The 14,161-nt window shown below is 64.2% G+C and carries 10 protein-coding genes and 1 tRNA gene; 6 read left to right on the top strand and 5 right to left on the bottom strand.

Annotated features, from left to right (window positions below; genetic code table 11):
• Positions 1–32: 32 nt before the first annotated feature.
• Complete coding sequence (locus tag OKW41_RS33170; RefSeq protein WP_429575248.1) at positions 33–614, bottom strand: peptidylprolyl isomerase; 582 nt, start codon at positions 612–614, stop codon at positions 33–35.
• 50 nt (positions 615–664) lie between these two features.
• Positions 665–1,456 carry a tetratricopeptide repeat protein gene (locus OKW41_RS33165; protein WP_184057269.1) on the bottom strand — a complete coding sequence of 264 codons (792 nt, stop codon included), beginning with the start codon at positions 1,454–1,456 and terminating at the stop codon, positions 665–667.
• Between the two features lie 250 nt (positions 1,457–1,706).
• Here OKW41_RS33165 and cysS point away from each other — a divergent pair, with 250 nt between their 5' ends.
• From cysS to OKW41_RS33135, 6 genes are all read left to right on the top strand, one after another.
• Positions 1,707–3,104, top strand: coding sequence for a cysteine--tRNA ligase (gene cysS / locus OKW41_RS33160; RefSeq protein ID WP_429450348.1), 1,398 nt, complete (start codon positions 1,707–1,709; stop codon positions 3,102–3,104).
• A gap of 47 nt (positions 3,105–3,151) precedes the next feature.
• Complete coding sequence (locus OKW41_RS33155; RefSeq protein WP_429575247.1) at positions 3,152–4,261, top strand: DNA-3-methyladenine glycosylase family protein; 1,110 nt, start codon at positions 3,152–3,154, stop codon at positions 4,259–4,261.
• A 128-nt stretch (positions 4,262–4,389) separates the two neighbouring features.
• Entirely contained in the window at positions 4,390–5,361 is a 972-nt protein-coding gene (locus OKW41_RS33150) for an acetyl-CoA carboxylase carboxyltransferase subunit alpha (RefSeq protein ID WP_013089750.1), read from the top strand.
• A gap of 53 nt (positions 5,362–5,414) precedes the next feature.
• The gene (gene tilS, locus OKW41_RS33145) at positions 5,415–6,890 is read left to right on the top strand and encodes a tRNA lysidine(34) synthetase TilS (RefSeq protein WP_429575246.1); all 1,476 of its coding nucleotides are present in this window, start codon (positions 5,415–5,417) and stop codon (positions 6,888–6,890) included.
• A gap of 415 nt (positions 6,891–7,305) precedes the next feature.
• Positions 7,306–8,556 carry an aspartate kinase gene (locus OKW41_RS33140; RefSeq protein WP_090800687.1) on the top strand — a complete coding sequence of 417 codons (1,251 nt, stop codon included), beginning with the start codon at positions 7,306–7,308 and terminating at the stop codon, positions 8,554–8,556.
• 180 nt (positions 8,557–8,736) lie between these two features.
• A tRNA-Ser gene (locus tag OKW41_RS33135) sits at positions 8,737–8,830 on the top strand.
• Positions 8,831–9,106: 276 nt separating this feature from the next.
• On the opposite strand, the gene OKW41_RS33130 is transcribed toward OKW41_RS33135, so the two are convergent.
• The 3 genes from OKW41_RS33130 to OKW41_RS33120 all read right to left on the bottom strand — a co-directional run bounded on the left by OKW41_RS33130 (position 9,107) and on the right by OKW41_RS33120 (position 14,100).
• Positions 9,107–10,297 (bottom strand): porin, encoded by a 1,191-nt coding sequence (locus OKW41_RS33130; protein WP_429575245.1) that lies wholly within the window; start codon positions 10,295–10,297, stop codon positions 9,107–9,109.
• Positions 10,298–10,358: 61 nt separating this feature from the next.
• Positions 10,359–12,794, bottom strand: coding sequence for a TIM-barrel domain-containing protein (locus OKW41_RS33125; RefSeq protein WP_429575244.1), 2,436 nt, complete (start codon positions 12,792–12,794; stop codon positions 10,359–10,361).
• Positions 12,795–12,813: 19 nt separating this feature from the next.
• Positions 12,814–14,100 carry an MFS transporter gene (locus tag OKW41_RS33120; protein ID WP_184056975.1) on the bottom strand — a complete coding sequence of 429 codons (1,287 nt, stop codon included), beginning with the start codon at positions 14,098–14,100 and terminating at the stop codon, positions 12,814–12,816.
• Positions 14,101–14,161: the final 61 nt, after the last annotated feature.

Here is a 14,161-nt window from a genome sequence, read left to right as displayed (position 1 = left end):
TCGGCCGCGTGGGTTCGCTTGCCCGTTCGTTTTTACTTGCTCACCACCGTCGCCGACTGGATCACGATCGGCTTCTGCGGCACATCGCTCATCGGGCCGCGCGTGGTGGTGGGCGTGGCTTCGATGCGTTTCACGACGTCCATGCCGCTCGTGACCTTGCCGAATACCGCGTAGCCGTTGCCGTCCGGATTCGGGTAGTCGAGACTGGCATTGTCCACCGTGTTGATGAAGAACTGCGCGGTGGCCGAATTCGGGTCGCTGGTGCGCGCCATCGCGATCGTGCCAGCGGTGTTCTTCAGACCGGTGCGGCTCTCGAGCGGAATCGGCGCGCGCGTCGGCTTCTCGACGAAGCTCTGCGTATAGCCGCCGCCCTGGATCATGAAGCCCGGGATCACGCGATGGAAGATCGTGCCGCTATATTGGCCGGCTTTCACGTAGTCGAGGAAATTGGCGACCGTCTTTGGCGCTTTCTCGGGATACAGCTCGACGCGGATGTCACCCTCCGACGTCTTCAGCAGCACGGAAGGATGAGCGGCCTGCGAACCGGACTGCGCAAAGGCGGGTGCGTTTGCGATCAGGGCGGCGCTGCCGAGCGCCAACATCAACCATTTCATGAAAGTCCTCGGGGTTGGAGAAAACTTGCGGCAGGCAACGAGCCCGGCGCTCAGCGCGACGGCGCCATGTACGGCGGCATGGCGAGCGAGCCATTCGGGCCGCCGAACTGGAAGCTCGGGCTGTCCGTGATGTTCGACGTGGGGTGCGCGGCGGGCACGGTCGTCTGCTCGGCGGCAGGCTGCGACGCCGCGGCAGCGGGCGTTGCCGGCGACACGACCTTCTGGATATCGGCGAGACGCTGCGCGGTCCTCGGGCTCGCCTTGCCGAGGCTCTCCGCGCGACGGTACGCGGCATCGGCGAGGCGCAGATAGAGGTCACCGAGGTTCTCGAACGCGAGGCCGTAGTTCGGATTGACCTGGGTGGCCATCTCGAGCGCCGCGCGCGCTTCGGTCAGACGGCCTTGTCTCGCGAAGAGTGTGGCGAGGTTGTTGTACGGCTCGGGCAACTCGGGATACAGCTGCGTGAGTTCGGTGAACGCTGTGATCGCTTCGTCGTCGCGATTCAGATGCACGAGCACGTTTGCGCGTTTGAACTTCGCTTGTGCGTCGCGCGGATTCGCGGCGACGCGCGCATCGAGTTGGGTCAGCGCGGCTTGCCAGTTTTTCTGCGCGATCGACGCGTCGATTTCCGGCGTATTGTCACGCACGGCGGGGCCTTGCGGCATCACCGCGGTCTTCTGCGCATAAGCGCTCGCGACCGGCACCGCGGCAAGTGCGGCAACGACGGTGACGCGCCACGCGAGGGCACGCGCCGCTTCGAAAGTAACGCCACCGACAACGTTGCCAAACGCAGTCGCGGCGAGGGTCGCAGCGCTGTGCGCGCGGCCGCTGGAGTGTTTCATAGGCTCGGGTCTGGATGTTATACTCCGAGCCATTCTAACAAAAGGTCTGCGCGTTCCGTCGAACCGCCGACTGTCTTTTCGCCACCCGTGGCCGTCTCCGCCCGGTTCGCAGCCTCGTCTGCAGCCTGATCGCCGCACGAGGTGCGCCGGTTTCAGCTGTATGCGATGCACCCGTTATCCTGTTCGTTTCGCGGGTCGCGGCGCGCATGAAGCACAATGCGGACTTCTTTCGGCCCACGCACCGCTCTCTATGGAATCTCTGCGCATTTACAACACGCTCGCGCGTGACAAACAGACTTTCGTGCCGCTGCGCGAAGGTGTCGTGCGGATGTACGTCTGCGGGATGACCGTGTACGACTATTGTCACGTCGGTCATGCGCGGGTGATGGTCGTGTTCGACATCGTGCAGCGCTGGTTGCGTGCGCTTGGCTACAACGTGACCTACGTGCGCAACATTACCGATATCGACGACAAGATCATCAGGCGCGCAGTCGAGAACGGTGAAACCATCAAATCGCTGACCGATCGCTTCATCGCCGCGCTGCATGAAGACGCGGACGCGCTCGGCATCGAGCGTCCGGACATCGAGCCGCGCGCGACCGACTTCATTCCGCAGATGCTCGGCATGATCGAGACGCTCGAGAAAAACGGCTACGCCTACCAGGCGAGCGACGGCGACGTCAACTACGCGGTACGCAAATTCGCTGGCTACGGCAAGCTGTCGGGCAAGTCGCTCGAAGACCTGCGCGCTGGCGAACGCGTCGCGGCCAACGACGCGAAACAGGACCCGCTCGACTTCGTGCTGTGGAAGCAGGCGAAGCCCGAGGAACCGGCCGACACCGGCTGGGATTCGAAGTACGGGCGCGGTCGTCCCGGCTGGCACATCGAGTGCTCGGCGATGGGCTGCACGCTGCTCGGTGAACAGTTCGACATTCACGGTGGCGGCCAGGATCTGCAGTTTCCGCACCACGAAAACGAGATCGCGCAAAGTGAGGCCGCGACCGGACAAACATTCGTCAATTACTGGATGCACAACGGCTACGTACAGATCGACAATGAGAAGATGTCGAAGTCGTTGAACAATTTTTTTACGATTCGCGAAGTGCTCGCGCAGTACGATGCAGAGGTGGTGCGTTTTTTCATCGCGCGGGCGCATTACCGCTCGCCGTTGAACTACAGCGACGTACATATCGACGACGCGCGCAATGCACTCGCGCGTTTGTACACGGCGTTGAAAGACGTGACGCCCGATAGCGCCGTGCTCGACTGGAACGAAGCGTACGCGCAGCGTTTCCAGGCGGCAATGAACGACGACTTCAACACGCCGGTGGCCGTGTCGGTGCTGTTCGAACTGGCCACCGAAGTGAACCGCACGCGCGACCCCGCGCTGGCCCGTCAATTGCGCGCGCTTGGCGCGGTGCTCGGGCTGCTCGGACGCGAACCGCGTGCATACCTGCAGCAGGCAGCGGGTGCTGCAGCCGAAGGCGCGCTCGAGCCCGCCGCGATCGAAGCGAAGATCGCCGCGCGCATCGCCGCCAAGCAGGCAAAGGACTATGCGGCAGCAGACCGGATCCGGGCCGAATTGCTCGATGCCGGCGTTGCCCTTGAAGACAAACCCGGCGGGTTGACCGAGTGGCGGCGCGTGTGAGCGCACCTCGTACTTCCCTCTGAACGACTCGCCAGGCAGGAGGCAGGATGGCAACGGCCACGAAGACGCCGGCTAAACGCGCGGCGTCTCAAACCAGTGCGGCAGCCGCGGCATCGGCTGCCGCAACATCGGCTGCCGCAGCTCAGTCGACTCGTGCGGGCGGCGGCCCGGTAGACAAAGCGCCCTCGAAAGCGGGCGGGGCGGCGGCGAAAGCCGACTCGGCCGCGGCAAAGAAGAGCGCGGCCAAACGCTCGCTCAATGGCGCGGGCACTGAAGCTGCCCACGCGCCTGCGAAACGCGCGAAAACGGCGTCGCGTGCGAAGGGCAACGGTGCGTTGCCGGCCAAACTCGCGGCCGAGCTCGCCGGCGACGTGCAGGAACTCGCGCGCGACACGAACGCGGGCGAAGTCGTGCGCAAGACGCGCGTATCGGCCACCTCGGCGAGCACGGCCAGCGCGGGCGGCGAAGCGGCCGGTGTCGCATCGCTCGCGAACGAAGTCGCGGTGCCGGTGCAGATCGGCGGTCTCGCGCCTGAAGTCACGCGTCCCGCGTATTGGGACAAGGCGTGCGCGGATCTCGTCAAGCGCGATCGCATTTTGAAGAAGCTGATTCCGAAGTTCGGCCCCGTGCATTTGCTGAGTCGTGGCGATCCTTTCGTCACGCTTGCGCGCTCGGTGGTCGGCCAGCAGATCTCGGTCGCGTCGGCGCAGGCCGTGTGGACGAGGGTCGAAGTCGCGTGTCCGAAGCTCGTGCCGCAGCAGTTCATCAAGCTCGGTCTCGAGAAGCTGACCGCGTGCGGTTTGTCGAAACGCAAGGCCGAGTACGTGCTCGATCTCGCGAGGCATTTCGTGTCGGGCGCGTTGCACGTCGGCAAGTGGACGTCGATGGACGACGAGGCGGTGATCGCCGAACTCACGCAGATTCGCGGCATCGGCCGCTGGACCGCGGAGATGTTCCTGATTTTCAACCTGTCGCGTCCCGACGTGCTACCGCTCGACGACCTCGGCCTGATCCGCGCGATCAGCGTCAACTATTTCAGCGGCGAACCCGTCACGCGCAGCGAAGCGCGCGAGGTTGCCGCGAACTGGGAGCCGTGGCGCACCGTGGCGACCTGGTACATGTGGCGTAGTCTCGATCCGTTACCGGTCGACTACTAAAGAAGAACAGGAAACGAAGCCGTTTCAAAGACTATCGCGTATATGATGTCGATAGTTGAGAAATGGTTTTGACATCGGCGCACGCGGTTAGAATACGCGCTGCCCGGTAAGTCCAAGGATTACAACCAATGAAGACCACGTTTCTGGATTTCGAACAGCCGATCGCTGAACTCGAAGCGAAGATCGAAGAATTGCGCTTCGTGCAGGACGACTCGGCCGTCGATATTTCGGAAGAGATCGAGCGGCTGTCCAAGAAGAGCCAGCAGCTCACCAAAGATCTGTATGCGAACCTCACACCGTGGCAGGTTTCGCAAATCGCCCGTCATCCGCAGCGTCCGTACACGTTCGACTACGTGAGCGAGCTGTTTACCGATTTCCATGAACTGCATGGCGACCGCAGCTTCGCCGACGATCTTTCGATCGTCGGTGGTCTCGCGCGGTTCAACGGCCAGGCGTGCATGGTAATCGGTCATCAGAAGGGCCGCGACACCAAGGAGCGCGCGCTGCGCAACTTCGGCATGCCGCGTCCGGAAGGCTATCGCAAGGCCGAGCGGCTGATGCGCCTCGCCGAGAAGTTCGGCCTGCCGATCTTCACGTTCATCGACACGCCCGGCGCGTACCCGGGCATCGGCGCGGAAGAGCGCGGCCAGTCCGAAGCGATCGGCCGCAACCTGTACGTGATGGCCGAGCTGAAGACGCCGCTGATCGCGACGATCATCGGCGAGGGCGGCTCGGGCGGCGCACTCGCTATCGCGGTGGGCGACAGCGTGCTGATGTTGCAGTTCTCGACCTACTCGGTGATCTCGCCGGAAGGCTGCGCATCGATCCTGTGGAAAAGCGCCGCCAAGGCACCGGAAGCAGCGGAGGCGCTCGGCCTGACCGCGCATCGTCTGAAGGCGCTCGGTCTGATCGACAAGATCGTCAACGAGCCGCTCGGCGGCGCGCATCGCGATCCGAAGGGCATGGCGGCGATGCTGCGCCGTGCGCTCGCCGATTCGCTGCGCCAGTTCCAGGGTATGAGCACCAACGACCTGCGCGAACGCCGTTTCGAACGGCTGATGGCGTACGGCAAATTCAAGGAAACGACGCCGGGCGCATAAGCCCGCGCGTTGGCCTGTCTCTTTCGTCCACCGGCGCTTTCCGCGCTAACGACGTGACCACCACCGCCGACTCATCCGCCGAGCGCCTCGTGATCGAGGCGCTCGGCGCCGCGCTGTCCGGGCTCGATTCGAACGCGCGCATTGCGATCGCATTCAGCGGCGGCGTCGATTCGAGCGTGCTCCTCGATGCGGCGGTGCGCGTCGCGGGTGCGTCGCGCTGTATCGCGCTGCACGTGCATCATGGATTGAGTCCACATGCCGATACGTGGCTCGCGCACTGCGAGGCTTTCGCGCGCGAACGTGGCGTCGAATTCGACGCGCGACGCGTGGATGTTTCGCGCGCGCCGGGCCTGAGCATCGAGGCCGCGGCACGCGACGCGCGTTATCGCGCGCTCGAAGCGATGTGCGCAACGCACGGCATTGGCACGCTATGGCTCGCCCAGCATGCGGACGATCAGGCCGAGACCGTGCTGCTGCAACTGCTGCGCGGCGCGGGGCTCGCGGGTCTCGCGGCGATGGCGCTCGGCGCGCTGCCGACAGGTGCGTCGACGACACGTGTGCGGCCGCTTTTGCATCTGCTGCGCGCGCAGCTCGAATACTATGCGAGCGCGCGCAAGCTGCGCTGGATCGACGACGAATCGAACACGGACACGCGTTATGCGCGCAACGCCTTGCGTCATCAGGTGATGCCGGTGCTCGCGGTGCACTTCCCGGGCTTTCGCGATGCGCTCGCGCGCACGGCCGCGCATTCGGCATCGGCGCAGCGATTGCTCGACACGCTCGCGCGCGCCGACATGGAAAGCGCGTCGCGCGATGAAGGACGCGCCCTCGCGCACGACGTGCTGCTCGCTCTCGACGACGATCGCGCGCTGAATCTGCTGCGCTACTGGATGCGTACGCTCGGCTTCGTCGCGGCATCGAGCGCGCGTGTCGCGGATGCACTGCGGCAGTTGCGCGAAGTGGCTGCGGGGCAGGACGGACATCGGCTCCGCATCGATCATGCGGGGCATGCGTTGCGCAGCTATCGCGGTCTCGTCTACTGGGAAGCCGGCGATAGCAGCGAACCCGCCGACGAAACCGCGCTCGTCGAGCGCGAGATCAGTGAACTCGCGTGGCAAGGGCAAGAGATCTGGCATTTGCCGCAATGGCGCGGCACGTTCGTGTTCGCGATGGTGGATGCAGCCGCTGCTTCCGACGTAGCCGACGCAACGCACGCAGCGCCACGTAACGAAGCATGCGACATGGTTCCCGTCAGCGTCCTGCAACGAGCCTCTCTAAGCGTGCGGGCGCGCCGCGGCGGAGAACGCATGCGCGTCGGTGTGCCGAACACGCCGAGCCGCACGCTGAAGAACCTGTTTCAGGAGCGCGGGATTCCCGCATGGAAGCGCGACGTGCCATTGCTTTACGTTGGCGATGAACTGCTGTTCGTGCCGCTGATCGGCGTGAATCGCGGGACCGTGCGCGACGCATCTCCGGAGCGCGAAGCGTGCGTGAAAATCGTCTGGCGCGAGGATCTGCTGATCGCCTGAGCGCCGGTCGGACAGTCGCGCAAGCCGTGCGTGCAGATGTCGAAAGCGTGAAACCGGGCGCAAATCAGCGATAAAACAGGCCATTGCAGGCCTGATTCGACGCATTTGAGCGCTCGTTGCGTCTTGTCTTTTTGCGCCTTATCAGGTACTTTAGCTTGTTTGCCCGACCCGATTTCGCCGTCGCTTTTGTCGCTATCGGTCGTTAGTGCCGGCAGGCGTGCGTGATCCGTCGTCGCCGTTCAATTCCGATCAGCCATTTGCGATTTCATCCCGGGCAAATCCGCGCGTGCTGCACGCGTGCTGCATCTACGCCGCCACACACTTTGCCGCCGTTCACGAGACGTTGCGCCCCTGTGCTTTCCGTGCGGTCGTCTCCAGCGCGCCAGCGCGGTTTCTCTTCCAGTTCAGAACGACAATGGCACTCATCGTACATAAATACGGCGGCACCTCGATGGGCTCGGTCGAGCGCATCAAGAACGTCGCCAGGCGCGTCGCGAAATGGCACAAGGCCGGCCATCAGATGGTCGTCGTGCCGTCGGCAATGTCCGGCGAAACCAATCGCCTGCTTGGCCTCGCGAAAGAAATCACGACTCAACCGAGCCCGCGTGAACTCGACATGATCGCCGCCACCGGCGAGCAGGTCAGCTCGGGTCTGCTCGCGATCGCGCTGCAGGAAGCCGGCGTCGAAGCGGTCAGCTACGCAGGCTGGCAGGTGCCGGTCAAGACCGATAGCGCGTTTACGAAAGCGCGCATCAGCGACATCGACGGCGAGCGCGTCATGCAAGACCTCGCAGCCGGCAAGGTGGTCGTGATCACCGGCTTCCAGGGCATTGACCCGGACGGCCACATCACGACGCTCGGCCGCGGCGGCTCGGACACGTCGGCAGTCGCGGTCGCGGCCGCGCTGAAGGCCGACGAGTGCCTGATCTACACGGACGTCGACGGTGTGTACACGACTGACCCGCGCGTCGTTGAAGAAGCGCGCCGGCTCGACCGCGTGACGTTCGAAGAAATGCTGGAAATGGCCAGCCTGGGTTCGAAGGTGCTGCAGATCCGCTCGGTGGAATTCGCCGGCAAATATCAGGTGAAAACGCGCGTGCTGTCGAGCCTGACCGATCCGCTGATGCCACTCGACGAAGAAATGAAGTCGGGCACCCTGATTACTTTTGAAGAAGACGAGACCATGGAAAAAGCAGTCATCTCGGGTATCGCGTTCCAGCGCGACGAAGCTCGTATCGCCGTGATGGGCGTGCCCGACAAGCCGGGCATCGCGTATCAGATTCTCGGCCCGGTGGCGGACGCGAATATCGATGTCGACATGATCATCCAGAACCAGAGCGTCGAGGGCAAGACGGCATTCACGTTCACGGTTGGCCGCGGCGACTATGCGCGTGCAATGGAAATCCTCACCGGCACGGTAAAGGCGCACGTCCAGGCCGAGCAGGTGCTGGGTGACCCGAAGGTGTCGAAGGTGTCGGTGGTCGGCGTCGGGATGCGCTCGCACGTCGGTATCGCCAGCAAGATGTTCCGCACGCTGTCGGAAGAGGGCATCAACATTCAGATGATCTCGACCTCGGAAATCAAGATTTCGGTGTTGATCGACGAAAAGTACATGGAGCTGGCGGTACGCGCGCTGCATAAGGCCTTCGAACTCGACCAGGCATAAGTGGCGGGAAAAACGGGGCGCTCTAGAGCGTCCCGTTTGTTTTGTGGCGTTCATGTGAATGAATTGCGTGATGAGACGCCACGTTGGCACAAATAATGTTCGTCAGACATTGACCTTATCGGCCCGGCCCGCTATTATTTTGGCTTCGTCGCACTGACTCCCTGTGCGACAGAAAGTTTGGGAGACGTGGCCGAGAGGTCGAAGGCACTCCCCTGCTAAGGGAGCATCTGGGCCAAAACCTGGATCGAGGGTTCGAATCCCTCCGTCTCCGCCAGCAATGGCGGCGAAACCCCGCAGAGTCTAGGCTCTGCGGGGTTTTTGTTTTTGCGCGGCTTGATTTTGATCTCGCTCGATACTTCAGCGATGTCAGCGGCATTCCCCGCCCTCCAGCGTGTGACCACGTCCTACGTGAATAGGCAGGTCTGCTGATCAATGCATGGGCGCCGTTAGCCTGCCACGCTGGTCCGCAGAAAACCGCGCCAGATCCAGCGCGGCAGGCAAGGAGTCCGCATGACTGATCCCGTCGTGCCGCTGACCGAGACCGCCTCGCTTAGAATGCGTGCCGCAACCCTACCATGCCGACGAACTGAGACGGACCCGACGACGGCGTCGTGTTCTGCGAGTCGCCGACCACCGCGACCGCGTCGGCGATGGTCACACCGCTGCCCGACGAGATCAGCGACTTGCCGCCTGCATGCTGATAGGCCTCGAGCGCGTACAGCGTGGTGCGCGTCGACAGGTTGTAGGTCTGTTCGAGCGAGATCTGATGATAGTGCGCCGGATCGCTGATGCCGTTCGCCTTGCTTGCCTGGGTGAAGCTATAGCCGCCGCCGACCGTCACGCTCGGCGTGATCCGGTACGTCGCGATCGCACCGTACGTGTTGAACACGGCCTTGTCGAAGAACAGCGAGCCGTGGCCCGGCGCGTACTGCACATTCGAGTAGTTGATACCCACCATCAGATCGTGCCACTTATAGCGACCCGCCGCGGCGAACAGCTGCGCGCTGCGCGCGCTGGCGTAACCGTTGTTGACCGGCGAGTTGATCGCGAAGCTGCCGAGCGCCGCGCTCGTCGAAATGTCCTTCAGTTTCACGTAACCGGCTGCGAGCGACACGGGCTGGAAGTCATAACGCAGCGCCGCGCTGAACAGGCTGCCGTTCGCGACGCTGCCGGGCACGCCGCCGAGACCATACTGCGCGCTTGCCTGCAGGCCCCCGATCGTCGGCGATAGGTAGGTTACCGAATTATTGAAGCGCAACGTCGTGTCGAGGGCGTCGAGATCGCCGGGGTGCGCCCCGGTCGCGCCGGTCAGCACGCCGGTCGGTCCGAGCGCGCCGACCATCTGGAAGTAGGGTGTGTACTGGCGGCCGAGCGTCACGGTGCCGTAGCGGTCGTTCGCGAGGCCGACATAGGCCTGGCGATTGAACAGGTAGCCCGCGGTGCTTTGCGCGCCAGTCAGCGAATTGAAGCCGCTCTCGAGCCGGAAGATCGCCTTCGTGCCGCCGCCGAGATCTTCCGAGCCGAGGAAGCCGAACTTGCTCGCCTGCAGGTTGCCCTGGCTCATGTAGAAATTCGAATGCCCCTTCTGGTTGCTGGCATAGGCGAACGCGTTGTCGACGACGCCATACAGCGTGACGCTGCTTTGCGCCGATGCGCTGGTGGACAACGCGGTGCCCGCGAACGGCAGGCAGCAGAGGACGAACGCGCGGGTGCGCGCGCGCTGGCGCTGGTTTATTTTCATGATTGGGATGTCTCCAGACTGATGGGACGGCCTGATCCCTCAGGCCGGTGCGGTGTGTTGTTCAGTGCGGCACCGAAATCGTCAGGCAGCGCCAGCCGTCCGCGGTGTGATCGGTGACGAGCGTGCCGTTAGCGCAGACGACCGCGCGTGTTTCGCGCATCGGCACGAACACGCGCACTTGCGGATGCACGCGCGGCATCCATTGCGAACGCTCGAGCGTCACCCGCAAAGTGTTTGCGTCGCCCGTCAGCGTGACGTTCCAGTGGCCTTGCTCGCCGTTGCGCCAGGCCTCGGTCTCGCCGTCGTCCTCGATCGAGCCGCCTTGCGCGGTGCCCGCGTCGGCATACGGCACCGCGAGGAATGCGCGTTCGTCGGCGGGGCGGCCAAAATGCTGCGCGGCGATGTTGAGCGGAATCACGCTGCCTTCTCGCAGCAGGAACACCGGCCGCTCGAACGGCGCGGGCAACGTGACGGTCTGGCCGCCGTCGAACGTTTCGCCGCTCCAGTACGACACCCAGCGCGAACTGGCCGGTAGATACACGGCGCGCGTGCTCTGGCCCGGATCGACCACTGGCGCGACCAGCATCGACGAACCGAGCATCATGTCGTCGCCATCGACGAGACAGCGCGGATCGTGCGGAAACTCCGCGAACAGCGGCCGCAGCACCGGCTCGTACGCGCTATGCGATTGCCACAGCAGCTCGTAGAGGTAAGGGATCAGGCGATAGCGCAGCTTGATCAGGTCTGCCACGTGCCGCGTGACTTCGGGATGCATCCACGGCTCGTTGACGGTGCCGTCGTCGTTCCACGAGTGAATCGAAAAGCGCGGCAGGAAGATGCCGAACGCGACCCAGCGCACGAACAGCTCCGGCTCCGGCGCCGGACCCGAGAAGCCGCCGATGTCGTGACCGCTATTCGACACGCCCGACATCGCGAGCCCGAGACCCATCTTCAGATTGAAGCGCAGCGTTTCCCATGACGTGTAGTTGTCGCCCGACCACGTCTGTACATAGCGATGCATGCCGACGCCGCCCGAGCGCGACACGAGGAACGGGCGCCTGTCAGGCGCATGCTCGCGCTGCGCGTCGTGCGACGCGCGCATCATCAGTTGCGTCTGCAGCACCTTCGCCTGGTGTGCGGGATACGGCTCGCCGAAGCCGTGCGCGATCGCATGCGGCGACCAGATCTCGAACTCGTTGTTGTCGTTCCAGGTGGCCGCGATGCCGTATTTGAGTAGTGCGTCCTTCACGCGAGCTTTCCACCAGTCGATGGTCGCGGGATTCGTGAAGTCGAGGTACGCGCCGACTTCATCCCAGAACTGCACCCATGCGGGATCGCCATCGGGCGCTTCGATCAACAGGCCGGCGTGGGCGACGTCGTCGAACGCTGGGTGGTCTTGCAGCAGACACGGCTTGATGTTCGCGCACAGACGCACGCCGTGATCGAGATAGCTCCGCACGAAGCCGTCGATGTCCGGAAACTTGTCGTGATTCCAGTTGAACACGTAGCGCTTCGGCCCGATCGACGTATAGCCCGACGACAGATGAAACGAATCGCACAGCACGTCGTGTTCGCGGCAACGCTCGATGAATTTGCCCATCTGCTGTTGCGCGTCCGGCGCGTCGGTATAGCTCATCGTCGAGCCCGAGTAGCCCAGGCCCCACTTCGGCATCCACGCGGGACGTCCGGTCAGCCACGTGAAGCGGCGCACCGCGTCGAGTGGCGAGCCGGGCGATGCGATGAAGTAGTAGTCGAGATCGCCATGCTCGGCGATGAAGTGCCGATAGTGACCATGATAGTTGTCGAGCTCGCGGCCCATGTCGAAGCGGCAATCGGCGAGCGTGTCGTAGAACAGGCCGAAGCCCGTCGACGTCTGCGGCTGCCACGTCACGTAGAACGGGATGTGCTTGTACAGCGGGTCCGTGGTGCGCGCGCTGTAGCCCATCGCGTCGATGTTGCGCATCTCGTAGCTTTGCCGCGCGCGATCGAGCGAGCCGGCACGCTCGCCGAGACCCACGTACATTTCGTCGCGGCGCCGCTCGACGTAGTGATAGACGCGCGAGTCCCACCAGCCGAAGTTGTACGCCTGGGTCTTGCGATCGCTCATCACGCGATGCCACTTGCCTTCGTGCAGGATTTCCCAGGCGCAGGCGCCGCCTTCGAGCGCGACGCTCACCCGCACGCGCGCCGTTTCGATCACGATGTGACCGGCTGCTTCGTTCACCGTGAACGGCGGCGGCGTGAAGCCACTCAGGTCGCGGCGCTCGCGGCCTTCGAGCGGCACGTCGTCCATCCCGGGCGCGATCGCCCATGTGCGCGGGCCGCGCGTTTCGCCGTCCGGCAGCACGAGCACGCGGATGATGTCCTCGGCGAGCACGAACAGCTCGATGCGGCAATTCGGCTGCGCGCTAAGCACGACCGGCTTGGCCGCCGGGTTGCCAGCGTGGCGGACGAGCGCGAAGCGCGGCGGATGTTTGAGATTGATCTGTGAACGCATGAGGAGTCTTCGAGGAAGGTCAGGCAGCAGTGTTGACGCTCAGTTCGGCGCGGCGCGCGCGGCCGTGGCGCGGCACACCGCGCATCAGGATGATCAGCAGCGTCGCGCCGATGATGTCGAATGCGCCGAGCGCACCGAATAGCGGCGTGTAGCCGATCGAATCGGCGAGCGCGCCGACCATCAGCGAGAAGCCGAGGCCACCGATCCACGCGGCCATGCCCGCGAAGCCGGCGACGGTGCCGACTTCGCCCGGATCGAATACGTCGGCGGCGAGCGTGTTGACGAGCGCCGAGATCATCTGGTGCGCGAAGCCGCCGACGCAGAAGAGGGCGATGGCCTGGTAGGGCGACGCGACGAGACCGATCGATGCCGGCCCGATCATCATCAGCGCGCCGAGCACGACGCCCGAGATGCGCGACCAGATCAGCGGCACGCGAAAATGCTTCATCAGGAATGGCGACAGATAGCCGCCGAACAGACCGCCCAGGTCCGCGGCGAGAAACGGCAGCCACGCGAACATCGCGATCTGCTTCAGATCCATATGACGCTGCGTGGCGAGATAGAGCGGAATCCAGAAGCTGAACGTCTGCCACGCGGGCTCGGCGAAAAAGCGCGCTTGCGCGATCGCCCAGAAGCGGCGCGTGCGCAGCACTTCACGCACGCTCGCGCGGCGCGCGGCGGGAGGTGCCTGGCCTTCGACGATCGCGGCGCGCTCGGCATCGCTCACGCGCTTGTGCTCGGCGGGCGAGCGGTACAGCACGAACCATGCGGCGGCCCACACGAAGCCGAGCGCGCCAGTCACCGCGAACGCGCTCTGCCAGCCGTAGCGCAGCGACAGGAAAACGACGAGCGGCGGCGCGAGCAGCGAGCCGAGCGAGGTGCCCGCATTGAAATAGCCGACCGCGACGGATTTCTCGCGATCGGGAAACCATTCGGCGACGACCTTCATGCCGGCCGGAATCGCGACCGCTTCGGACAGGCCCATGAAGCCGCGCAGCGCCGCGAGCGAAAACCAGCTGCCCGCGAAACCGTGGAACACGCCGGTCAGCGACCACAGGCACGCGAACAGCGCGAAGCCGAGGCGTAGGCCGATCAGATCGATGATCAGGCCACAGACGGGCTGCATCACCGTATAGCCGACCTGGAACGCGCCGACCACGTACGAGTACTGCCGCGTGTTCATGTGCAGCAGTTTCATCAGTTCGGGCGCCATCACGCCGAGCGCGTTGCGCGACAGATAGTTGACGATCGTCCCAACGCACACGAGGGCGATGATCCACCAGCGCAATCCCTTGATCGTTTTCAAAATCAGTCTCCGTGGCGCATTGAGCGGTTGCTTCCGACGCAGTGCTCGGGTATGCGCGAAT

It is taken from the genome of Paraburkholderia sp. UCT70, assembly GCF_050434085.1.
GTDB lineage: Bacteria > Pseudomonadota > Gammaproteobacteria > Burkholderiales > Burkholderiaceae > Paraburkholderia > Paraburkholderia tuberum.
The sequence above is the reverse complement of the archived record's forward strand: the minus strand, read 5'-3'. Positions and strand labels throughout refer to the sequence as shown.

Excerpts from the sequence above, each read along its gene's own strand:
- OKW41_RS33165 (WP_184057269.1), bottom strand. The coding sequence starts at position 1,456 with ATGAAACACTCCAGCGGCCGCGCGCACAGCGCTGCGACCCTCGCCGCG.
- cysS (WP_429450348.1), top strand. The coding sequence starts at position 1,707 with ATGGAATCTCTGCGCATTTACAACACGCTCGCGCGTGACAAACAGACT.
- OKW41_RS33150 (WP_013089750.1), top strand. The coding sequence starts at position 4,390 with ATGAAGACCACGTTTCTGGATTTCGAACAGCCGATCGCTGAACTCGAA.
- OKW41_RS33140 (WP_090800687.1), top strand. The coding sequence starts at position 7,306 with ATGGCACTCATCGTACATAAATACGGCGGCACCTCGATGGGCTCGGTC.
- OKW41_RS33155 (WP_429575247.1), top strand. The coding sequence starts at position 3,152 with ATGGCAACGGCCACGAAGACGCCGGCTAAACGCGCGGCGTCTCAAACC.
- OKW41_RS33125 (WP_429575244.1), bottom strand. The coding sequence starts at position 12,794 with ATGCGTTCACAGATCAATCTCAAACATCCGCCGCGCTTCGCGCTCGTC.
- OKW41_RS33170 (WP_429575248.1), bottom strand. The coding sequence starts at position 614 with ATGAAATGGTTGATGTTGGCGCTCGGCAGCGCCGCCCTGATCGCAAAC.
- OKW41_RS33130 (WP_429575245.1), bottom strand. The coding sequence starts at position 10,297 with ATGAAAATAAACCAGCGCCAGCGCGCGCGCACCCGCGCGTTCGTCCTC.